The organism is Parabacteroides chongii (assembly GCF_029581355.1).
Classification (GTDB): domain Bacteria; phylum Bacteroidota; class Bacteroidia; order Bacteroidales; family Tannerellaceae; genus Parabacteroides; species Parabacteroides chongii.
The window spans coordinates 2,796,845-2,821,326 of sequence record NZ_CP120849.1; the positions used below are offsets into that span (position 1 = coordinate 2,796,845).

18 protein-coding genes are annotated in these 24,482 nt (G+C 43.5%); 15 read left to right on the forward strand and 3 right to left on the reverse strand.

The window, feature by feature from the left end; translation table 11 throughout:
• Positions 1-65: 65 nt before the first annotated feature.
• Positions 66-1,031: an ROK family protein gene (locus tag P3L47_RS10410; RefSeq protein ID WP_122361005.1), complete on the reverse strand. Its 966-nt coding sequence runs from the start codon at positions 1,029-1,031 to the stop codon at positions 66-68.
• 248 nt (positions 1,032-1,279) lie between these two features.
• Between P3L47_RS10410 and P3L47_RS10415 the strand changes: the two genes are divergently transcribed.
• Positions 1,280-1,753 (forward strand): GyrI-like domain-containing protein, encoded by a 474-nt coding sequence (locus tag P3L47_RS10415; protein ID WP_122361004.1) that lies wholly within the window; start codon positions 1,280-1,282, stop codon positions 1,751-1,753.
• A gap of 28 nt (positions 1,754-1,781) precedes the next feature.
• Here P3L47_RS10415 and P3L47_RS10420 read toward each other — a convergent pair whose 3' ends face one another.
• Positions 1,782-2,159, reverse strand: coding sequence for a VOC family protein (locus tag P3L47_RS10420; RefSeq protein WP_277783561.1), 378 nt, complete (start codon positions 2,157-2,159; stop codon positions 1,782-1,784).
• Positions 2,160-2,177: 18 nt separating this feature from the next.
• The gene (locus tag P3L47_RS10425) at positions 2,178-2,900 is read right to left on the reverse strand and encodes an MBL fold metallo-hydrolase (RefSeq protein WP_122361002.1); all 723 of its coding nucleotides are present in this window, start codon (positions 2,898-2,900) and stop codon (positions 2,178-2,180) included.
• Between the two features lie 520 nt (positions 2,901-3,420).
• On the opposite strand from P3L47_RS10425, the gene P3L47_RS10430 reads away from it, so the two are divergent.
• The 14 genes from P3L47_RS10430 (at position 3,421) to P3L47_RS10495 (ending at position 24,476) form a co-directional block, all read left to right on the forward strand.
• A complete protein-coding gene (locus P3L47_RS10430) occupies positions 3,421-4,110 on the forward strand; it encodes an ABC transporter ATP-binding protein (RefSeq protein ID WP_122361108.1) in 690 nt (229 codons plus the stop codon).
• Complete coding sequence (locus tag P3L47_RS10435) at positions 4,097-5,362, forward strand: ABC transporter permease (protein ID WP_122361001.1); 1,266 nt, start codon at positions 4,097-4,099, stop codon at positions 5,360-5,362. The genes P3L47_RS10430 and P3L47_RS10435 overlap by 14 nt, the downstream gene beginning before the upstream one ends.
• A gap of 12 nt (positions 5,363-5,374) precedes the next feature.
• The gene (locus tag P3L47_RS10440) at positions 5,375-6,640 is read left to right on the forward strand and encodes an ABC transporter permease (RefSeq protein WP_277783562.1); all 1,266 of its coding nucleotides are present in this window, start codon (positions 5,375-5,377) and stop codon (positions 6,638-6,640) included.
• Positions 6,641-6,685: 45 nt separating this feature from the next.
• Entirely contained in the window at positions 6,686-7,807 is a 1,122-nt protein-coding gene (locus P3L47_RS10445) for an efflux RND transporter periplasmic adaptor subunit (RefSeq protein WP_075556172.1), read from the forward strand.
• Positions 7,808-7,825: 18 nt separating this feature from the next.
• Positions 7,826-9,178, forward strand: a complete 1,353-nt coding sequence (locus P3L47_RS10450; protein WP_277783563.1) for a TolC family protein — start codon at positions 7,826-7,828, stop codon at positions 9,176-9,178.
• Between the two features lie 370 nt (positions 9,179-9,548).
• Positions 9,549-10,127, forward strand: a complete 579-nt coding sequence (locus P3L47_RS10455) for an RNA polymerase sigma-70 factor (protein WP_277783564.1) — start codon at positions 9,549-9,551, stop codon at positions 10,125-10,127.
• 82 nt (positions 10,128-10,209) lie between these two features.
• A complete protein-coding gene (locus tag P3L47_RS10460; RefSeq protein WP_277783565.1) occupies positions 10,210-11,205 on the forward strand; it encodes a FecR family protein in 996 nt (331 codons plus the stop codon).
• Positions 11,206-11,358: 153 nt separating this feature from the next.
• Positions 11,359-14,790 (forward strand): TonB-dependent receptor, encoded by a 3,432-nt coding sequence (locus tag P3L47_RS10465; RefSeq protein WP_277783566.1) that lies wholly within the window; start codon positions 11,359-11,361, stop codon positions 14,788-14,790.
• Positions 14,791-14,804: 14 nt separating this feature from the next.
• Complete coding sequence (locus tag P3L47_RS10470; protein ID WP_277783567.1) at positions 14,805-16,589, forward strand: RagB/SusD family nutrient uptake outer membrane protein; 1,785 nt, start codon at positions 14,805-14,807, stop codon at positions 16,587-16,589.
• A gap of 213 nt (positions 16,590-16,802) precedes the next feature.
• The gene (locus tag P3L47_RS10475; RefSeq protein ID WP_277783568.1) at positions 16,803-17,285 is read left to right on the forward strand and encodes a DNA-binding domain-containing protein; all 483 of its coding nucleotides are present in this window, start codon (positions 16,803-16,805) and stop codon (positions 17,283-17,285) included.
• Positions 17,270-17,434 carry a DUF4469 domain-containing protein gene (locus P3L47_RS10480; protein ID WP_277783569.1) on the forward strand — a complete coding sequence of 55 codons (165 nt, stop codon included), beginning with the start codon at positions 17,270-17,272 and terminating at the stop codon, positions 17,432-17,434. The genes P3L47_RS10475 and P3L47_RS10480 overlap by 16 nt, the downstream gene beginning before the upstream one ends.
• A gap of 216 nt (positions 17,435-17,650) precedes the next feature.
• A complete protein-coding gene (locus tag P3L47_RS10485; protein ID WP_277783570.1) occupies positions 17,651-19,891 on the forward strand; it encodes a glycoside hydrolase family protein in 2,241 nt (746 codons plus the stop codon).
• 30 nt (positions 19,892-19,921) lie between these two features.
• Positions 19,922-22,180: a hypothetical protein gene (locus tag P3L47_RS10490; protein WP_277783571.1), complete on the forward strand. Its 2,259-nt coding sequence runs from the start codon at positions 19,922-19,924 to the stop codon at positions 22,178-22,180.
• 10 nt (positions 22,181-22,190) lie between these two features.
• Positions 22,191-24,476, forward strand: a complete 2,286-nt coding sequence (locus tag P3L47_RS10495) for a carbohydrate-binding protein (RefSeq protein WP_277783572.1) — start codon at positions 22,191-22,193, stop codon at positions 24,474-24,476.
• The last annotated feature ends 6 nt before the right edge of the window (positions 24,477-24,482 follow it).

Below are 24,482 nucleotides of genomic sequence, written 5' to 3' on the forward strand. Positions count from 1 at the left end.
ATACAAATGAATAAGGGCGGCTTTAGGCCGCCCTTGATCCGGGGAAAATCCCCTGTGAAATACGATTACTCTTTCACTTCCCAACCCAAAGCACTTGCGCCTAATACAGCTGCATCGCTTTCTTTCAATTGAGAGAAAAGAAGTTTTGTTTTACCTTCATACACTTTCAGCATGTTCTTTTCCATAGAACGTTTGATCGGATTCATGATCAGATCGCCCGCCTTAGTCAGACCGCCGAACAAGATGATAGCTTCCGGACTGGAGAATGCAACAGCATCGGCAAAAGCTTCACCCAGGATATTTCCTGTAAATTCGAAGATTTCCTGAGCCAGTTTATCATTCTTCATCGCTGCATCATATACATCTTTTGAAGTGATTTCATCCGGATCCAATTCACGCAGCAAGCTGTCGTCTTTACGGATTTCCAGATATTCGCGTGCTGTACGAGCCACACCTGTCGCAGATGCATAGGTTTCCAGACATCCCTGGCGACCGCAACCGCAAGGACGACCGTTGTTACGACGCATAATTACGTGTCCCAACTCACCGGCAAATCCGTCATGTCCGTAAACCAGGTTACCACCGATAACAATACCGCTACCAACGCCTGTTCCCAGTGTGATCACGATAAAATCTTTCAGACCGCGCGCTGCACCATAAGTCATTTCACCGATTGCTGCAGCGTTCGCATCGTTTGTCAGTGCTACAGGAATACCGCCGATCTGTTCGCTGATCAACTGAGCCAAAGGAATTTTTCCTTTCCATGGAAGGTTCGGAGCAAATTCAATACAGCCGTTGAAGAAGTTTCCATTGGGAGCTCCTACACCTACACCTTTGATTTTGTCGGGACCGCCGGCCTGGTCGATCACTAATAACAAACCTTGTCCGAGTTCGGCAACATAATCATCTATGTCGTTATATTTACCTGTTTTGATTGATCCACTGTACAAGATTGTACCTCTTGCGTCTACTACTCCAAAAACAGTATTGGTACCGCCTATATCAATACCTACTACATAAGGCTTCTCCATGATTTTATATTTATGATTAATAATGAGCGTTTCTGGAAAGCAAATATAAGAGGAATCTGTTTAGCTGCAATGATTTTCTTCAAAAAAATGCTGAATTGTTTCAGTTTTCAGTTTTGGCAATAAATGTAACTTTAGTTTGTTACCTGATCAAAATGTGTCATTTTCAGCTTTTTCTCCTCTTTCTATAGTGGTTTTTTCGGGATTTGTTTTATATTTGGTAAATTCTTAACCCTTTAATGAATAACACTATGCCACAGGTTTCAGACATACGGCTTATGGTCCGGGCGGAACAACCTGTTTTATCAGCCCGCATAAAAGTCGGTTACAAAGAATTAGAAGAGATGTTTGCCAGGAAACGCGAGGATGCGTTGCGGATTTTACGAAAAACAGGCATATATATGACCGATGTGCCTTTTATCATTTACTACGATTTTATGAACATGGATCTGCATGACCTGGATGTAGAGATTTGTTTCCCCGTATCTTGTATGATGGAAGGGAATGAGGGTGTGCAGCCCCGGGTTATTCCGTCATCGAAAGTGGTTCATTGCCTGTTCAGAGGCGATTACGACGAGATGGATTATTTGTATGGCGAGATGACTTCCTGGATGATGATGAAAGGGTATGAACCGGAAGGTACTGCCTATGAGTTCTATTACCGTAAAAAGGAAGAATCTTACGATGACCGGTTAACCAAAATTGTATTGCCGGTAAAAAGCTGATACAATTTTGGTTTTGATATTTACTGCTTTATTTGGCTGGTAATATTTCGATCCAGTAATCATCCGGGTCGTTGATGAAATACAAGCCCATGTCGGTGTTCTCGTAACATACGCAGTCCATTTCCTTGTGGAATTTGCGGGCTTCATCATAATCACCCGCCACGCGGAAACAGAGATGGCTTTCGTTATCTCCCAGTTCGTATGGTTCGTTGCGGTCTCTTAGCCAGGTCAGTTCCAGTAGGAAACCGGTCTGATCGTCTGTCAGGTAAACAAGGATGAAGGAGCCGTCTTTCGCTTCTTTGCGGTGATGCTCTTTCAGCCCCAGTGCTTTCTTGTAGAAAGCGATGCTTCTTTCCAGGTCGAGAACATTGATGTTGAAATGATCAAATCTACTTTTAATTTCCATAATTGTTTTCTTTATAAATTAAAAATCAGTGCCTTCTCCGGGGACGGACAACAAGATATAACGACATCCTTTCGACTCTGCATAAGGGCCGAAAGCGACCACTTCGGCAGGACGTTCCCAAAAGTGCATGGGGACTAAAACGTCTGTCTTGATCCGGTCGACAAACTGTCGGGCTCCCCGCATAAAGTCTGTGCCGATACGCGGATCGACGGGGAACATGGCAAGATGTAAATGTTGCGTTGTTTGAGCTAATGTTGTCAGTTCGTGCAAGTAATCGCCTTCTGCCTTTGCCACTTCCTGTGGGGTGGATTCGTCTTTCCAATGCCAGTTGTTGAGGTCGCCGGCATGAAACAGCTGTTTGCCTTCAGCCTCGATCAGGAAAGAAATACCGACATCGGTCGAGCCGAATGCCTGGATGCGGACATGCTCATCTTCAAAAACATCTCCCTTTTTCAGATAAGTGGCGTCTTCGGCTTTTGCACGTCGCCGTTTCAGGATATCTTTAGAGAAAATATATTGGATATCCGGTTTTATCTCTTTCCATTTCAATATCTCCGGATTGAAATGATCCGGATGGAAATGGGAGGACAGTATATATAATGTACCTGTGCGATGAAGCAGTTCGTCGTGTACGAATCCCGTATCCGGAGTTTCTCCCGAATCTTTAAAATAATCGATCAGGATGGCATATCCGTCTGCTTCGATGGCAAAGCCGCTGTGATAAATATAAGTAAGCCTCATACTGTTTTCTTTTGTTTTCATGTAAATAAAACATGATATCCTGTGATTAAGTTGCTTTCTGCGGTACAAATATACAAAAGGATCGGATGATTTATATTTTTTATCTCAAACAGTTTGCCTTTCGATAGCTATGGGAAGGCCTTTCGATAGCTATGGTAAGGTCTTTTGATAGCAATGAACAAGCCTTTCGACAGCTATCGAAAGGCAATTACTTTGTGGACAAAATATGAAATCAACAGCAACAATGCTTGATTTGGATGGGATGTTTTTAAAATATAATAAAAATTAAGTAGATGCAGTGAAAATAAGAAAAATCCGTTTATTTTGTAGGTGTTTTGTGATAGAATGTGTTTACCGGATTATAAATAGATAGTTAATATAATATAATTATTAGTACCTTGCGATACAAGGTATCTTATATAAATATACATTTGTTCCGTCGGAGAATAAAAAAGTTCCTTAAACATGTAACATTTTTAGCAATGTGTACGTCTAATAATGAAAAGTAATGACAAATATGATGATTCAGCTGAAAGGAATTAACAAAACGTATTTCAATGGTGCCCCGCTGCACGTCTTGAAAGGTATAGACCTGGAGATAGAAAAGGGAGAGATGGTCTCGATCATGGGAGCTTCCGGATCGGGAAAATCGACACTGTTGAACATACTGGGAATATTAGATACTTATGATACGGGTACCTATCATTTGAACGGACAATTGATTCAGAATCTGAGCGAAACGCGTGCAGCTGAACTTCGTAATCAGATGATCGGCTTTATTTTCCAGTCGTTCAATCTGATTTCCTTTAAGAATGCGATGGAGAATGTGGCTCTTCCTTTGTATTATCAGGGAATGAACCGCAAGAAAAGAAATGCTATGGCAATGGAGTATCTGGATATGGTCGGTCTGAGAGACTGGGCGGAACATATGCCGAGTGAAATGTCCGGCGGACAGAAGCAGCGTGTTGCCATTGCCCGTGCCCTGATTGCCAAACCACAGGTGATCCTGGCCGACGAGCCGACCGGTGCACTCGACAGTAAGACTACGGTCGAGGTAATGGAACTGCTTCGCAATGTGAATAAAGAAGGCATGACTATGGTGATCGTTACCCACGAACAATCCGTAGCCGATGCAACAGAAAAGATCATCCGTGTCAAGGATGGTCTGATAGAAAACATAGAAAGAGGAAAAGGATATGTTCGACTTTGATAATTTCCGCGAGATATGGAGTACGATCAAAAAGAACAAGCTCCGTACATTCCTCACCGGCTTTTCCGTAGCATGGGGGATTTTTATGCTGATCGTCCTGCTGGGAGCTGGTAACGGGATGAAAAACGGCATCATGAAAAACTTCGACCGTTGGGCGGGAAACCGTGTGGAGACATGGCCCCGCTTTGCCAGTAAACCTTATAAGGGAATGCAGACGAACCGACGGATCAAGTATAAAGACGACGATCTGGTGGCACTGAAACAACAGAATCCGGAAGTAAACCTGGTATCGGGTATTCTCTATCAAAGCGATACACTTTCATATAAAGAGGAATATAATACTTATTCGTTGCAGGGAGTCCATCCGGACAAGGCTATAATCGACAAGATCACGATGACGGTAGGCAACGGACGTTTTATTAATGAAGTGGATGTCCTGCAAAAGAGAAAGGTGATCGTTATTAGTCCGCGAATGAAAGAAGTCCTTTTCAGGGGAGAAGACCCGTTAGGTAAATATATAAATGCCAGTGATATTGCTTATCAGGTAATCGGAATCTATACGGATGAGGATAATAATAACAATGCACCGGCCTATATTCCTTTTTCTACTGCACAGCAGCTGTATCGTTCGGGCTATGGCCTGGATAATATTATCTTCTCCCTGGATGGTGTCAGCACCAAAGAAGAATATGAAGCCTTTGAGAAACGTTTCCGTCAGCAGATGGGTAAACGACACTATTTTGACCCGGAAGATTTGCGGGCGATCGGTATGTGGAGTACGATTGAAGATTTTGCCATGTTTAACGGTATGTTGAATGGTATTACCTTGTTTATCTGGATTATCGGTATCGGAACACTCGCTGCCGGCATCGTGGGAGTGAGTAATATCATGTTGATAACCGTAAGGGAAAGAACCCGTGAGTTCGGTATCCGTAAAGCGATCGGTGCTACTCCGTTCTCCATCCTGAAACTGATCATCGTGGAGTCTATCTTGATAACGGCAGTGTTCGGCTACATTGGAATGATAACCGGAGTGGGACTGACGGAAGCTATTAATGCCGTAATGGAGAGTAACAGTATGGGACAAGCCTCTTCGAATGATGATATGAGTATATTCCTGAATCCGACGGTAAGTCTGAGTGTCGCTTTGTCTGCTACCCTTTTGATTATCGCAGCGGGTGTGTTGGCTGGTTATTTCCCGGCACGTAAGGCAGTGAAAATTACGGCTATCGAGGCCATGAGAAACGAATAAAAACAGAAAGATATGTTCGATATAGACCGTTGGGTGGAGATATGGGTGACAATCACCCGCAACAAGACCAGAAGTTTTCTGACCGGGTTCGGTGTGTTCTGGGGAATTCTGATGCTCGTTATCCTGCTGGGTTCCGGTACAGGGTTTAAGAATGGAGTATTGATGGGAGTAGACGGTTTTGCAACAAACTCTGCTTTCTTCTTTTCCGAACGTACCGGTGAAGCGTATAAAGGATATAAGAAAGGGCGTTATTGGCAGATGCGTAACCGCGACCTGGAAACGATCCGTCAGCGTGTGAAAGGTGTTCGCTACCTTTCGCCGATGGCCATGTCGTGGGGCGGACAGAATAATGTGGTGAGAGGACAGAAGGCTGGTACATATAATGTACGTGGCGTGCACTCAGAATATTTTCAGATTGAAACGCAGCATGTGCTGGAAGGCCGTTTGCTGAATGAGATAGATGTATTGGAAAGGCGTAAAGTCTGTGTGATCGGAAGTATTGTCCGCGAAGTATTATTTTCTCCTGGTGAAGATCCGATTGGCGAGTATATCCGCGTGAACGGTATTTATTATCAGGTGGTCGGTGTGGTAAAACCCAAACCGCGCGTACAGATTGGCGGACGTACGGAAGAGAGTATTATGACTCCTTTTACAACCTTGCAGCAGGTGGCCAACCAGGGTGATAAATTCTGGTTCCTGTGTGCGACGGCAGAGGATGGATATAATTGTCAGAAGATGGTGGATGATATCACGGCGGTATTGAAAATGCAGAACGAGATTTCACCGACCGACCCGCAGGCTGTTAGCAGTTTTACGATAGCCAAGCAGTTCGAGACATTCGATATGCTTTTTACCGGAATCAATATTCTTGTATGGCTGGTAGGGATGGGAACGCTGTTGGCCGGTATCATCGGAGTTAGTAATATTATGATGGTGACTGTCCGGGAACGAACCCGTGAGATCGGTGTACGACGTGCTATCGGGGCCAAACCGTTCGATATCATATCCCAGATCATGAGCGAGAGCTTGTTGCTTACGGCTTTGGCCGGATTAATGGGGCTGAGTTGCGGGGTATTCCTGCTCGATGTGGTGAACAGAATGCTGGCAAGCAGCGGGCAAGAGGCTAATAACGGCACTTTCTTCAGTAACCCGGAGATTCATATCGGAACAGCAGTTGTCGCTACATTCGTGTTACTTATCAGTGGCTTGATGGCTGGATTGATTCCCGCCTGGCGAGCCATGCAGATCAAAGCTATTGATGCAATCAGAGAAGAATGAATATAATTGAGAATTGAAAGTTGAAAATTGAAAATAAGATAAATCATGAAGAATCGTATCGTAAAGAAAGTCCTGCGAATCATCTTTTTAGTATTGGTGGGAGCCGCCGTGATCGGCACTTTCTACTTCTTGTGGAAAAAATCACAACCTGTTATTACTGTTTATGAAGTAGTAACACCCAAGCGTGACTCCGTGGAAACGAAAACCGTAGCGACCGGAAAGGTAGAACCTCGCGACGAAGTTCTTATCAAACCTCAGATGTCGGGTATTATTTCCGAATTGCTGAAAGAAGCCGGTCAGATGGTTAAAGAAGGCGAGATCATCGCAAGAATCAAGGTGATCCCGGAAATGGTTCAGTTAAACAGTGCCGAATCGCGTGTGCGTGTGGCTAAGATCAACCTGGAACAGATCACAGCTACCTATAAACGGGATGAAGAACTGCATAAGCAGGGAGTTATAGCGAAAGAAGATTATGAAACATCTTTGTCCAACTATAAAAAAGCACAGGAAGAAGCTGAGAATGCACAGGATGCATTGGAGATTATCCGTGAAGGTATTTCCCGCAGGTCTGCTGCATCCAGTACGACGCAGGTTCGCTCTACTATCACCGGTATGATTCTGGATGTTCCTATCAAGGTGGGTAACTCTGTGATCCAGTCGAATACCTTCAACGACGGTACGACGATTGCTTCTGTAGCCGATATGAATAATATGATCTTCCGTGGAAAAGTGGATGAAACGGAAGTGGGTCGTATCCATGAAGGAATGCCGATCAAATTGACTGTCGGTGCGCTGGATAGCCGTACGTTCGATGCAGTATTGGAATACGTAGCTCCGAAAGGTGTGGAAGAAAACGGTGCCGTGATGTTCGAAATTAAAGCTGCCGTACAGATGCCGGAAGATGCCTTTATCCGTGCCGGTTACAGCGCCAATGCCGAGATTGTGCTGAAACGTGCGACAGATGTAATTACTATTCCTGAAAGTTGCGTAGAGTTCAGCGGCGATTCTACTTTCGTGCAGATCGTGACGCAGGAGAAACCGGAACAACTGTTCGAGAAACGTCCTGTAACAGTCGGCCTGTCTGACGGTATCAAGATTGAAGTGAAGGATGGTTTGGCTGAAAATGATAAGATTCGTGGCGGTATTGTTGCTCCGAATAAGAAATAAAATTTAAACGAATAAGCTATGAAACAAGTAATATCATCTATAGCGTTGGCTTCTTTCCTTTTCTGTCTCCCGGCGGGAGCACAGGAGGCACCAAAACAATGGTCGCTGGAGGAATGTATCCGTTACGCTATTGAAAATAATATAGATCTGAAGCAGAAAGAACTGGAGCGGCAGAATCAGGAGGTGACCTTGCATACCAGTAAATATAGCTGGTTGCCCAACCTGAATGCCAGTATCAATGAAAACTTCGGTTTTGGTCGGTCTGAATCGAAGGATGGTCTGATCGTAGACCGTAACTCGGCAAATACCTCTGCTTCTATTCAGTTGAGTATGCCTATATTCGATGGTTTCAAGATCCCTAACGACATTGCAGCGCGCAAGCTGGACTTGAAAGCATCTATTGAGACACTGAATAAAGCGAAGGAAGACCTTTCTATAAATGTGGCTTCCTATTATTTGCAAGTTCTTTATAATAAGGAAATGCTGAAGATTGCCGAATTGCAGGTGGCACTCAGTTCGGAGCAGGTAACAAAGACGGAGGCGCTTTATAATGCGGGAAAAGTCCCGGAGTCACAATTGTATGATATGAAAGCGCAGCTGGCAAAAGACGAGGTTACACTGACCGAATCGAGAAACAACGTAAAGCTGGCATTGCTCGATTTGACTCAAGCGCTCGAACTGGAACGTGATGGTGAAAATTTCGACGTGCTTGAGCCTGAAACAGGTGATGCGGTTGAACAATATATGAGCAGCATTATCCCGCCGGATCAGGTGTACGACTATGCAGTCGGTGTTAAACCGCAGGTCAAGGAACAGGAATACCTGCTCGAAAGCCAGAAGAAAATGCTGAAGGTGGCTCAGGCCGGTTATTATCCCAAACTGAATTTCAGTGCAGGTTACAGCAACGGTTACTATCATAACTTCGGTGACGGAGATTATAATAATGCTCCGTTTAGTGACCAGTTGAAGAATAACGGACAGAAATCGATCGGTTTCAGTCTGAGCATTCCGATCTTCAATCGTTTCCAGGTGCGTAACAGTGTTCGTTCTGCCCGTATCGCTATCCATAATCGCGAGTTGCTGATGGAGAACTCTAAAAAGATACTCTATAAAGAGATCCAACAAGCTTACTACAATGCTACGGCTGCACAGGAAAAATATGTATCGTCCGACAAGTCGGTCGATGCCAGCAAAATAGCTTTCTCTTATGCAGAGGATCGTTATGGAGCCGGAAAAAGTACTGTTTTTGAGTACAGCGAGGCAAAGACCAAGTATGCGCAGAGCCTGGCCGAACAGACACAGGCGAAATATAACTTTATTTTCCGTGCCAAGATTTTGGATTTCTATCATGGAACACCGATTACTTTATAATATTATTTACACAAGGACACAGGTCCTTTTTACAACATAATTGATAGACACACCAAAAAGAAGGGAGGTTTTCGTGAGAATGCTTCCCTTTTGTTTTTATTTGGTGAATTCTGTTCAAAAGGAGTGAATAAATATTATATTTGCTGCATAAAACAGAGAATGAGTTCCTTTAAATACTGAGTTCTGGAAGAACTATGGAATAGTTAATGTGTTATTTATATCAAAACCAGCAAGGAAAGTAAAATAAGAGATATTGTTGCGCTTTTTTATAAAAAAGACAAAGTGCTGATTCTTATTAGCATTGCAAAATAAAAAGGACTGAGTTCTTCCAGAACTATTGTTTTATCGGATAAAAGCGACATGGATGTTTATGAATATAAACCATATAAATAAGGAGGTAATAGAGCAGATCAGAAACGGCTCGGAAAAAGCTTTTTCCGGGTTGTATAGTGCTTATTATAGCTATTTGAATGCTGTTGCTTTATGCTATCTGTTAGACAAAAGCTGTAGCGCTGAAATTGTAGATGATGTTTTTGTCAATATATGGAATAAGAGAGAAACCTTATCGTATCCTATACATTATTATTTGGTCCGTTCTGTCCAGAATGGGTGTCTCAATTACATACGCATGCAAAGAGCTCAGCAAAATGTTTTGGATGAGCACAAAGACCAAATGTTAGCTTTTCAGGAAAATTATATCCAATCGACACCGGTTCCGCTGCAATATGTAGAAATGCGCCAGACGGAAGAAGAGATACGTTCGGCAGTAAATCAATTACCTTTGAAATGCCGGCAAGTCTTTGAGGAGTATTTTTATGCCGGCAAGGAGGTCGATGTTATAGCCCATGATATGGGTTTGACTGTCAGTACAGTACGTGTTCAGCTAAAGAACGCGATAGATCGTTTAAAACCGGCATTAAAACATCTTCTATTTCTTTTCTTATATTAAATTCAAAAAAGTTTGATTTTATCTAAATGTTTTCCGGTTGAGATGTGTATTAATTCTAAACAACCGGAAAATTTAGCAGTATATGCAAGATAAAGATATATTATTTGAGGAACTAATGAGTAACTATATTTCAGGTTCCATAACGGACAAGGAGAAAGTATCTTTGTTCGCTTTGGTAGAGGAGTCTGATTTATACAGAGAGCGGTACAACGAGATGGTAAAGTTGTACGCGCTTCTTCATGTTCCAGCCTTTGAATCTCAGAAAGAAACCCAATATACCCATTTGAAAGAAAGGTTGCATATAACGTCCGGAGCTACTTTACGGCGCCGGTGGTTTATCTATGCACGAAACGTTGCTGCAGTCCTTCTATTGATGGTTTCTGTTTCCATCGGTTCTATTTTTACATACAATGAATTGGATGAATCAGGCGAACAGCTATATAATGAAATGACGGTTCCTTTGGGTTCGCAAACTAAAGTGGTTCTTCCGGACGGTTCAACGGTAGTCCTTAATTCCGGCTCTGTCTTGAAGTATCCGTTATCATACGGGAAGAAAGAGCGAAATGTCTATTTGGTAGGTGAGGGCTATTTTGAAGTGGCTAAAAATGCCGAAAAAGTTTTTCAAGTCTATGCAGGTGGTATGCAGGTGAAAGTGACCGGAACGACATTTAATCTTCGTTCGTATCCGGAAGACTCGGAGACCGAAGTGGCACTGATCAATGGTGGGGTAGATGTATTGGCTAATAATAAACAAGTCCGTTTGAAACCGGATGAAAAAGCGATATATAATCGTGAAACGGGTGCCTTGTACAGCGAAACGACTGAGTCGCATAAATCATCTTTATGGACGACGGGGCGGTTGAGTTTTGTGAATGCTTCTTTCCTTGATATATTGAAAGATATAGAGCGGAAATATAATATAAAGATCCATGTAGAGAGTAAAAAGGTTACAAATGAATACTTTACAGGAAGTATTAATCTGACCATGTCACTTCAGGAAGTGTTTAATTTTATTGACGTGGATAAGAAATATCGTTTCGAACAGAGTGGAAGCGTAATAATGTTAAAGGATAGATAAAACTGCGATTAAAATAGGATGTTTAATTTAAAAAAGAATTTATGGAAAACACCAGTTAAAAAAAGAATCGGAGATAGTTGGCACTTCTCTCCGATTCATTAGATGATTTTTTTGAATTAATTAGTTGTTAACTAACGAAATCGTTACAAAAGTATGAAAAGAAAGTATTTCTCAATCAAACAATTGGGTTTATTTTTGGCGATGGGCGTAATATCTACTTCTGTATATGCCAATACGGCATTACAAAGCGTGAAAATTACAGTAAATCACAAAAATGCCCCTATTAGTAAAGTTCTTGATGACATAGAACGACAAACAGGTTATTCAATCCTGGTACGTAATAATGATATTAATATCAAACAAAAGGTTACGGTAAATGTAACTGATGAAACCTTAAACCAAGTTTTGGCCGATGTCTTTAAGGGAATGGACGTTAAGTATGATATTGAAAACAAGACAATATCTATCTACAAACCGAAAGTAACATCTACTATTACTTCGGCTGTAGACCAAAACAAAAAAATAATTTCCGGTATGATCGTTGATCCGAATGGTGAACCGGTAATTGGTGCTAATATTTTAGAGAAAGGAACCACAGATAATGGAACAATTTCTGATATTGATGGAAAGTTTTCTTTAAATGTAGATGATAATGCGACTTTGCTTGTCTCTTTTGTCGGTTTTAAAAATATGGAAATTCCGGTAAAAGGGAAAAATTCACTCAAGATAACGATGGCAAATGATACAGAGTTATTGGATGAAGTGGTTGTTGTCGGTTATTTGACACAGAAAAAAACATCGTTGACAGGAGCTGTCTCTAATATGAAGATGGAAGAAAACCTGACAACCATTCCTACTGCCTCAGCCGCGAATTTGTTGGCAGGAAAAATGGCTGGTGTCAATATTTCCTCTAAAAATGGACTTCCTGGAACGAACCCGAGTTTGAAGATCCGTACTGTTTCTTCCTGGAAGGAGGAAAAGTACAATCCACAGCCGGTAACTTATGTTATTGATGGTGTCGTTAGAGATGCTACCTCTTTCAATGCGATGAGTGCAAATGAAATTGAGGACATTTCTGTATTGAAAGATGCTGCTTCGGCTGCTATTTACGGATCACGTTCTTCTGGTGGTGTTGTTATCGTAACAACCAAAAAAGGTAAGATCGGAAAACCGACTATCAACTATTCATACGGTTTCTCTGTCGATACACGTACAAAGAGTTACGATCTGACAGACGGTGTACAAACAGCGGAGATATACAATCGTGTTAACCCTGAAGCAACTAATAAATGGACTCAGGAGGAAATAGACCATATACGGTCTATTAACAACGGGTATGGATACAACCAGTTGGATGAAGTGTATCAGAATCCGACCACGCAGACACACAATATCAACATCTCAGGTGGTAACGACCGGATTCATTACTTCGGTGCGGCTTCTTACATGAAGCAAGAAGGGTTCTTGTCCCCGCTTACATACGATAAATACAATATCCGTATGAATGTGACGGCTGATGTGACCGATGATTTTGAATTGTATACAGGTTTTTCATTGACAAATGACAAGATCGGTCGTATTGCCAGTGATGGTACGGATTGGGCATACGATACATACGGTAAATTGCGTATCTGGCAGCCGGAACAGCCGGTGTTTACGGATAGTGGTAAATTTGTGGATTACGGTTGGATAGGGAATGTGGGTGCCCGTGTATTGGGTGCTGACGGATATCGTCATGACAAACGTTTGAATCCGACATTTACCGTAAAAGGTACATATAAAATGCCTTTTTTGAAAGGTTTGAGTGCTAGTGTCCAGTATAATAAGACTTGGACCCATAGTACAGTGAACGGATATTATACCAATTATGATATGTACATAACGAAACATTCGGGTGCGAATGGTCGTATTATGTCTACACGTGATGAAGATATTATTGCAGTTAAAAGATCTACTCAGTATGGACGTGATTATATTCGCAAGGATTCCAAATGGGGAGATACACAACAATTGAACTTTTATTTGAATTACGCTAATACATTTAACGATGTCCATAATGTGGCAGCAGTATTGTTGACAGAATGGTCTGAAGGTTTCAATGATAGTGTTTACGGTTTAAGAGAAACATTTCCGACTTATCAAACTGACCAGTTTTGGGCAGCTGGTAGTTCGCGAGAGTTTACCTCAGGAGGAGGGGATCCTTCTGCTAAGAACGGACGTATGTCTTATGTCGGACAGTTCAGTTATTCGTATGCCAATAAATATTTGTTAGGTTTCTCTTTCCGTGAAGATGGTTCTATGAACTTCGCTCCTTCTCAGCGTTGGGGATTCTTCCCTGCTGGTTCTTTAGGTTGGGTATTGTCGGAAGAAAACTTCTTCAACAAAAAGTGGATTCAATTTATGAAGATACGTGGTTCTGTCGGTCTGACCGGTGACGATTCTGTCGGTGGATGGCAATGGCAGGAGTCTTATACAGCAACAAAGCTGAATGATAACAATGATATCAAAGGTGCTTATTTCGGTAAGAATCCTTCTAAACATGTTGGTTTGAATTATGGTAATGTGGTTAATCCGAATCTAACCTGGGAAAAGGCTTTAAACTATAATATTGGTTTGGATATGAGCTTTCTGGATCATTGGAATTTGAGCGCTGATTATTGGTTCCGTAAATCTTATGATATTTTGGATAACCGTCAAGCGACATTGCCGACTACCTTTAGTCGTGACATGCCTGCCGAAAACTACGGTAAGATGAATGCACAAGGTATCGACCTTCAGTTGGGATATAGAGGGAATAGTCGTGAATTCAATTACTTTGGTAATTTGACACTGTCCTATGGTTGGAACGAAATCAAATACAAAGATTATGCAGAGAATGCTCAATGGATTGACATTCCTATTGGTACATCCACAACTCGTTGGATCGGATATGATTTTGACCGTATCATTCGTACACAAGAAGAGTTGGACGCTTTTAACGCAGCACATCCGAATTATTCATTTAAAGGTATGAAGCCGGAATTAGGTATGCTGGTTTATAAAGACCACTCAGGTCCTGATGGTAAACCTGATGGCGTTGTTGATAGCTGGGACCGTGTTGTATTACGTAACAAGAACTTCCCTGTTCAGTATGGTTTGAACTTGGGTGGTAGTTGGAAAGGTTTGAGTTTGGATATGATGTTCTCCGGTGAATTAGGTAAAGACCGTTCATTCCGTGATTTGGCAGGTAATGTAGAGTGGAACCGTATGTGGTCGGAGTGGTATGATAATAGTTGGACACCCGAAAACCCGAATGCTATGCTTCCGAAACAGAAGAGTGCCAATGAGCCGAGATCATATAAAGATGACGAATGCCAGTTCTGGCTGAAGAAGACCAATTTTATGCGTCTGAAATACATTACATTGAGCTATGATTTACCTAAAAATCAATTCTATAATAAGCTGTTTGATAATGTTCGACTTTTCGTGACGGGATCAAATCTCTTTGTTTGGAGTAGCTTCAAATATTATGATCCGGAATTGGAAAATGGTAATGCCTATCCGATCATGCGGTCATTCAATTTTGGTATTGATGTTAAATTTTAAATCTGGAGTAAATAATGAAACGAATTAAATTATTAGCAGGTATGCTTTGTGCTTTCTTTATGTATGGATGCAGCCTGGATTACGAAAATACAAATTCCATTACTCCGGATGGAGTATGGAAAGATCCTCAAATGATCAGTGCATTTCTGTCGAATATTTATGGAAACATGATGCCCGGTTGGCCAATTTCGGCAAATAATTCAGATGAAGGTATGAATGGACCAACGGAAATGAATCAGTATGTGCGTGGTGAATATTCTGTAGACATTAGTGGGCAAAAATTGGATTATCGATTTATTGATAGGATTAATTTCTTTTTGACTAACTTGGAGACGGTTGACCCTACTGTCTTGTCTGTAGAAGAAAATAATCAAATGCGTGGTCAAGCTTTGTTTTGGCGTGCATGGGACTATTGGGGAAAAGTCTTTGCATTGGGTGGTGTACCTTTGATTTTGGATGTACAGGATGTTTCTGATATCAATTCCCTTTTGGTTTCTCGTAACTCCACCAGTGAATGTATGGCTCAGATAGTGAAGGATCTAGATGAAGCTATTTCTTTACTACCTGGCACTTGGGGGGATAGTGACTATGGACGTATTGACAAGGGATGTGCTATGGCATTGAAAGGTCGTATTCTATTGGCATACGCCAGTCCGTTGTTCAACCCGAACCACGATCAGGCTCGTTGGGAGCAGGCTTATAAAGCAAACAAGGAGGCTGTCGATTTCTTGCAAAGTGTAGGTAAAGGGTTGTATCAAGGTAAATATGCCGATATTTGGTATGATGAGCAAAATTGTGAGGTGATCATGGTGAACCAGTTCTATGGCCCAGATCATTATCTGGATCAGAAGAATATTCGTCCGTTACCTCTTACAATGGATATGGCTGAACAGAACCAGGCTATTCTGCCGTTGTTGATGGCTTTCCCGAAAGCAGATGGTACTCCGTTGGAGCTGAATGTAAATCGTTTGGCCACGGATAAGGAGTACAACCAAAAGTTCGTAAACGACTTTTACAACAACCGTGATCCGCGTTTCCATGCTACAATATTCTGTCCGGGTACAGAGTATCCTTGTAACAACATACTAGTCGGCAACAATAAATATTGGAATGGTTGGCATATATTAGCTGATGGCGCTTATGCTCATTTGCTTATGGATGAGATAGGAAAAGCAGCCGGTGCCAGTTCAAACTTCTATCAACGTAAAGGTCTCGACTATAATATCAATGCCAGTACGGTCTATGAAGCTCAAATCGATTGGGTGGAAATACGTTTCACAGAAGTGTTGATGAATTATGGGGAATGTGCTAATGAAGTTGGAAAGAGTGGTGAAGCATTGCAGGTGTTGTATGATGTCCGTAAACGTGCCGGTATAGAAAATACAACAGGTAAATATGGAATTACAGCAACTTCTCAGGATGAAATTCGTGAAGCCTATGTGACTGAGCGCTATATTGAGTTTGCTTATGAAGACAAGCGTTGGAACGATTTGCGTCGTTGGAAGCGTTTCGATATCCTGAACAACATGAAATATCGTTCATCCTTGTGGTTGGTCATCAACGATTACAGCATTGTTGAAAAGGGTAACTTCGATTGGACGAAAGATATGTTTGATCCGGAAGTGAACAAACAGTTTCATTTCGACTATATCGAATGTGTAGATGGAGACAAGTCTTTGTATCGTTTCAACTTGGATAATAACCATTGGTTCTATCCGATCAAGAAAGACGACCTCGACCGCAACTCCAAACTGGAACAAAACAATGAATGGGGCGGTACTTTCGACCCGTTGAAATAAGTGTTTGATTTGAATTGATTGACTGAAGCATGCAGATTTTATCTGTAAAGATTTATCTGCATGCTTTTTTATTTTGCAGGCAAAATACTTTAATCTTTTAAATTTATATACCATGGCAGGACAGTCAACTTGTATGACAACACCATCACGGAAGTGAAAGGTGGTTAGGTTGTTACAGGTTCATTACATAACAGTGAAATAGCCGATCGTATTGTGGTTAAACGTACCGAGTACTGCAAAGAAACCATTGTAAATATCCTGGATTTTGCCGACCAGGAGAAGGTTAATGCTATCGCTGAAGGCAAAAGCGTGGTGGATGGTGTCAGTCAGTATCTAGTGAATGTCAGCGGGGCGTTCGACGGCGAGAAAGCTTCGTTCAATCCCGCTATCCATAAATTAGGTATTTCTTATACGCCTAGTAAGTTGTTGCGTGACACGTTGAAGTTTGTCGTCGTAGAAACTCGCTCGGCTGTTACCGGACCAATTATCAATGATATTGTCGATACAACGACGGGTGAGAAGAATTTGCAGTTGACCTCTTCCGGCCCTGCGGTCATAACAGGAACAAACATCAAGGTGGCTGGCGACGACCCGACGGTGGGTATTTATCTTACTCCGGCTGAGGGAGAAGCCAAGAAAATTGCTTTGTTGATACACAGCACCTGTCGTAAGTTACATTCATGCTTCCGGCGTTGACTGACGGTGAATACAAATTGAGTCTTACAACACAATATAGTGCAGGTAACAACTTGGTGAAGGAAGCGCGTACATATACTTTCCCGGTGCAGCTTTACGTGGGGGATGTGCTTGGAGGTGATGATGATGACCGTCCGGTCATCAAATAGGCAGTAGGGATTTACTTTTCCTCAGCTTGGCAGAGAATAATAATCCACCGAAAAGACAGTTATTTGCTATTTCTAGATAAAGATCCGAGATGTATTTTTGTATAAGGTTATTTTCCGATATAGTTGGAGATGGTTGGATATGACTTGAAAAAATAAAGTCTATGAGGGTGAAATTAAGGTGAGACATCATCTTAGAAAACATATAAATAATTAACGATGAAATATAAGATTTTATTAGTATCCATGGCTACTATTGTAGCCGTTCAAACGGGAGCGGAAAACCGGAAATCGTGGTTGCCGGAAGAACAAAATGCTAAAAACAAAATTCGTTTGTTGGAGTGTACGTATGATAAGGCACTCTTGAAACAGAGTGAAGAGATAACATCGGCTTCTGCCAATTGGGAGGTGAGTTGTACGGGTAATCCGAAGGGGGAACAGACTCCTTACGGCACGCAGTATGTCTATGAATATACGTTCAAAGCGAAACGTGCCCTACAATCGGCTGGTGTAGCTGTTGCTTTCGATCGTTATAACTGGAGTAGTGACAATTACGTCATGATACCTTCGGTTGTATATAACGGTAACAGACAACGGATCGTGAATCGTCAGTATGCAACAGGCATGGACGAGAATGATTATAGAAGACCGGATCTGGCATTGACATCGAATCCGATTCCTCAATTGTCGCCCGAGTTCGGAGCGCCGTCCCGCTTGGAGGTACTTGTAAATAATGCGGCTACTCCGGCTATCGCTTGGTTGGAACGTGCGCAGCAGAAAGGGTATGTCTTGCTGACGGATCAAGGGATAGAAAAGGATGGGGTGATTTATGATCATGCTTTGATAGTTGAGGAAGCACCTGATCGCTCCGTCTCTTCATTAGTGGTCAGTGCACCCGGTGTACGCGAAAAACGCTTGGAGTTCATCGGCTTTAGTGAGAGCCGTGACCGTGGTCTCTCTTTCCAAAAAGGAGAAGAGGTGAAAATACGGGTCCGCTTGTTTGCTTTCGATGCACCGGCTGTCCCAGCTGTGTTGGACCGTTTCCACCAGGTACGTAAGTTGCAGACCGGTGAGAATCATCCGCGTAACCTGAAACCGGCTAGCGAGGTGATGCGTTTGATGACCTCTAATATCGATCGTCGCTATCTGAAATGTGACGACTGGGAGTTTTATCGTCCGGAAAATGGCGATTGGATTTCTTACGGATGGATTGGTGGCATGATGAATACTTATCCCATGTTGGCGTTGGGCGACGAGGAGCATTTGCAGAAGGTGAAGAATACGTTTGATTTTGGACTGCGGGGACAGGGAAAATCCGGTTATTATTATAGCGTGTTAAATGCGGAGGGAAAGGCTTTATGTTCGTTAAAGGAACTCTCTCTTGTTCGTCAGAATGCCGATGTGTTATACTGGATGGTGAAACAATTCATGTTGTTGAAGGCTCAGGGCAAAGCCGACGCAGTCAATCCGGAATGGGAGAAAAGTATGATACGATTGGCAGATGCTTTCGTGAATACTTGGAATAAATGTGGTGAACTGGGGAATTATGTAAATATCGAAACTGGTGATGTGGAAGTCTATAATACCACATGTGGTGCAATGGCGGTTGCCGGTTTGGCTTTGGCTTCACAATATTACGGTAAGCCTGAATATTTGGAGGTTGCCGAACAAATAGGAGAGTCCTATTATAAAGAGTTTTCGTTAATAGGTTTTACATCCGGTGGTTGCGGGGATATCCTTCAGAATGCTGATTCGGAAACTTCGATTGCTTGCTTGACTTCCTGTAATTTGTTGTATGAATTGACTTGCAAACCGGTTTGGTTGGAGCGGGCACGGGATATTGCCAATTTGTGTGCGACTTGGGTAATCTCTTTCGATTATGTTTTGCCGAAGGAGACTGAGTTGGCTCAGGTGGATGGCCGTCTGACCGGTGCCGTATGGGCCAGTACGCAGAATAAACACAGTGCTCCGGGATTTTGCACCTCTTCGGCAGATGCTTTATTCCGTGTATTTCGGGCAACAAAAGATTTTCGCTATGCGGAATTGGTACATGATGTATGGCATGGATATGTGGAAGGAATCACTCCGAATGGTTCTATTTTTGAACGCTTAGGATATTGTGATGTAGAACTCAGAGGTACTCGTTTACAAGGGAATGACGGTAACGGTTGGACACAGTTGAACGGTTGTATGATGGCCATGGAGTTACCGGGGCTCTACATCCGTCCGGAAAAGAACCTCTTTTATGCCTTCGACCATGTGGATGTCAAGCTCGTCAAGGCAAACGAGCGTGAGATGTTGTTTTCAATCAGCAACACGACTCCCTTCGATGCGGAGATCTCCGTCTTGAGTGAGAGCGAAGCTGAAGCTGCCCAACCTTTATCCAGTGTAGCTTTTGTGAATTGGAAGAAGATAAAGGTGAAAGCGGGCAAGACGATGGAGTATCGTGTAAAGAAATGAAAATAGCTATCAATGGATAAAACAATAAGAATGAAAAAGAGTATAGTATCATTGGCAGCAATGACGGTATTGCTGTCTGCTTGTGGAGCGGGCGGGTCCCGTTCGTTCAAAACAGACCGTTTCGGTATCGACATAGACAATCGGGGGTATATTACCGGCATGTGGGACTTAACAAAGGAGAACCGTAATTTTAGCCCGGCAGACCAACCGTCGCCTCTGTTGGCTCTTTATGACGAGGAGTTGAGGCGGTATTATTATCCGCAAAAGGCAAGTTATAGCGGAGGCGAGTATCGGTTGGAATACGAGAACGGTTCGGTGGCTACGGTCAGCTTGGAGGAGAAGAGCAACTATTTCAAACTGAAGTTGGAAAGTTTGGAACCTCGCAACGGAATAGATGATGTACAGTGGGGAAACTACTATACGAACATTGACAATATTCTGGGTGAAATAATTGGTGTGGCGCGTGATACGTCGGCTACCGTATGTTATGCCATTGGTGCATTGGCATTGGATGATAATACGATCGGAGGCGAATCCCGTTTTACCTCGGAGACTGGTCCTGGGGGGTATATCGCCCATTCGCCCGACCATGTTAACCATCCGCTTCCTTTGGAGTTGCATGAAGGGCAGCAGTTTACAATGGGAGGAGACGGGTATAATGATGTCGCTTTCTATGATCGTAAGGAAAGCTATTATAGAAACTTAGGTGGTACATCGGCTTTTGTGGATTGTAATGGACGGATTCACATCCATTATCATTCTCGCGACCGTCGCAAGGGCAAGATGATTTATTCGCCCGAAGGGAATCCGATCTTCCATAACAACGAGCCTAACCACATGATGCGGCAGGATGTTCCCGGGGTAGATTTCATCGGCTCGTCCATCGCTTTGTGGGGTAGTCCAGACAGTACGGCGTTGATGGAGGTGATTCAGAATATCGTGTTAAGCGAAGGGTTGCCTTATCCTACCTTCCAAGGCAAGTGGGTGAAAGATCCGACTGCTTTCCTGCCCGACTTGCGTACTTACGGTGGGGTACAGGACAGTATGGCTTCGTATGCCAAGCAGATGGGATTGAAGGTTATCCATACTTACGACCAGCCTTTCTTACATGCCGACAGGGGAAACGGTGGCTTTATTGACGGTTCGAACCATGAGAACAAACGCTATCATTTTACGGATGGTGACATTTCAACCCGTGAGTATGCCGACCTTTTGGCCAAGGACGGGTTAATTTTGGGACGTACCTCTATCTCTAACTCTATGGCACCCGGCACGAAGGATTGCAGCCCGGTTCCTTCGGACAGCATCTGTATCCTGCACCGCCGTTTCTTGACGGCAGACTTGAATGAAACGGATACGCTGATTTATATCGACGATCCGACACATTTGGAGGAGGTTGCTTGCTGGGAAGGACATATTAAGGAGTTGAATATGGTGAAGATTGGTAAGGAGTTGATTCATTACCTGGGTGTATCTACCGAGAAACCTTATCGGTTGTTGAATGTGACACGTGGTTATTGGAATACGGTAGCTGTTTCCCACGCCAAAGGGGATGCGGTTGATAAACTCCAGCCGACAGTAGGTTGGGGATATCAAGGACTAATACCGAACCTGGCTCTTCAGGATGAGATTTCGATTCATTATGCCGACATCTGCAAAAATAGTGGATTGGGTATGTTTGACTATGATGGTCAGGAGTTCTTCTACCATACTGGTTTCGGCAATTATGGCGTGAAACGTTTCTTCCGGAATATGTTTGCAAAAGCCAAGGAATATGGTTTGCCGGATATCCGTTTTACGGGGGCAGGCTTGTCGGAAGGTTCTTGGCATTACCAGAGTATTTGGAATGTGGGGGGCGGTCTGAACATCTACGATGTGAAGAAGCGTGTTTGGGGTAGTACCACCAGCCAGGGTAAGGACTTGCGTGATATGACGTATGCCAACTATTTTCCGTCGTCGTTTGGTGCCAACTTTCCGATTACGGCAACTTCCACTGTAGAAGATTACGAGCATATTGAGGCAACGGCGGTTGGGTATGGAGCGACTTACAACATGACATTGGGCCAGAAAGATGTCGAAAGTTGTCCGCAAAAGTATGCCATTTTTAATGTCATCCGTACTTGGGAGGAAGCTCGCCGTGCCGACGCTTTCCCTACTTACATTAAGAAGCTGTTGCAAAACCCGGCACTAAGCTGGCGTTTGGAGGAAAAAGCTGACAAGAGTGGCTGGACACTTTATCAAATGGAAAACGGAAAGAAAGGTTGTGCGTTTGATTTATGTGCTCAATAATATAATAGGTATGAGAAAAATAGTTTATTTGATTTCAATATTCTGCATGTGCGGATACCTGTTGTCCGCACGAGAATACCATGTATCCATAAAAGGAAAAGATACGAACTCAGGCAGTCTGTCTGCCCCGTTGCGGACTATTCAGGCTGCAGCCGATAAGGCTGTTCCGGGTGATGTGATTACTGTACATGAAGGAGTTTATCGGGAACGGGTGGCTCCGCCCTGGGGCGGTGAGTCGGAAGAGAAACGAATCATTTATCAGGCCGCACCGGGCGAACGGGTGATTATTTCCGGCTCGGAACGGGTAAAAGGCTGGAAAAAGGTTCAGCATAATACTTGGAAACTAACATTGCCCAATACCTTCTTTGGCGAGAGTAATCCTTTTGATGAGCAAATCTATGGCAGTTGGTACCGTGGCAAAGGCCGTCCAAACCATACCGGGATGGTGGTTTATGAGGGGAAACGGATGCGCGAGACATTCTCTTTAGATGATGTGTTGAAACCGCTTGGTAGTGAGCAGCCGCATTGGTATGCTGAAGCCGATGGTAACGGTGGCCCGGTATTGATGAATTTCGAATGGGTACAACCTGTGGGTGGCAAAAGGCAGACTTCTATGCATGCTTCCGTGAAAGGTGGTGATGCGGCTATCTGTATCGCCATTGTCAACCGGTGGCCTTTTGGTTATCTAAAAGACGGGTCGGAGATGTATTTCGACCAGGTGGATTTCGGTACAGGCTCGGATACACTGATCTTTCAGGCGGCTACATTAGCCAAGGGGGGAACGGTCGAAATGCGTTTGGATACGCCTGATGGGGAATTGTTGGGAACCTCGCAGGTGACGAATACGGGCGACTGGGAGAAGTTTGCCGAATTTCGTTTACCGATGAAACGCTCATTGGAAGGAAAGCATAATTTATGTCTCGTTGTCCGTGCTCCGGAAATGCCCGATGATGGGAAGACAACGCTTTGGGCACAGTTCCCTGATGGCGTGAATCCCAATAAGGCAGGCGTGGAGATTACAGTTCGTCCGCAAGTCTTTTATCCGGACAAGACTGGGATAGACTATATCACCGTCCGCGGATTTATCCTGGAGAATGCCGCCACCAACTGGGCTCCTCCCTCAGCCGAACAACCTGGTCTGATCGGACCGCGCTGGGCAAAAGGGTGGGTGATTGAAGATAATACAATCCGTAACTCCCGTTGTACCGGTATTTCGTTGGGCAGACCGACATTCGGCCATTCGCATCATTATCTCTTCTTGCCTCCCCGTATCTATCCGGATGCGAATGGAGGACAGACCGAGCAGCAGCTATTGGACTATTTCAAGAATGCTTCCTGGGATAAAGAGGATGCCGGATTCCATGTCATTCGCAACAATCATATCTACGATTGCGGACAGGCGGGTATTGTTGGATGTAGCGGCGGTGCATTCAGCTTGATTGAGGGCAATGAGATTCACGATATTTGTGTGGACGAGACTTTCGAAGGCGACGAGATGGCGGGTATCAAGCTACACTTTGCCATGGATGCCATCATCAGGGATAACCATATCTATAACACTATCCGTGGTTTGTGGCTCGACTGGGGTTCGCAAGGTATGCAGGTGACGGGTAATTTGTTTCACGGCAACAACGTGCAGGAGGATATTTTCATAGAGGTTTGCCACGGGCCTGTGCTTTTGGCAAACAATATCTTGTTGTCCGGCTATTCGTTGAATCTGTCGCAAGGGATAGCTGGTGTGCACAATCTGGTGACGGGCAAGGTGTTTGCCGGACTGGATCGTTGTGCCGGCGGTCGTTATTCCTTCTTTTACGAACCGCACGGTACGGTTTCGATTGGCAATGTGCGTAATATGGGAGGCGACTTGCAATGGTTTAACAACCATTTTGCCCGAAAGGCTTCTTTGGTCAATTGGGACGAGTGTTTGCTCCCTATCCGTTACACGGGGAATCTCTTTACAGCCGGGGCACACCCGAATAAGCGGGACAAATCGTTTATGGATGCCTCCGGCTTCAACTCCGACATAAAGCTGAAACAGTGTGCTGACGGTTGGTATCTGTCGATGAATGTGCCTGAAGAATGGCTTGCTACTCCTTCATGCCCAATGGTGACGACCGACTTGCTGGAGAAAGCGATTATACCTCAACAGGCTTTCACGAACATCGATGATAGCCCTTTACTTATTGACAAGGACTATTTGGGAAATAAAAGAAATGCAGCGCATCCTTACCCGGGTGCGATCGAAATGAAGAAAAGCGGCCAGCAAACTTGGAAAGTCTGGCCTAAAAACTATTGAATAAAA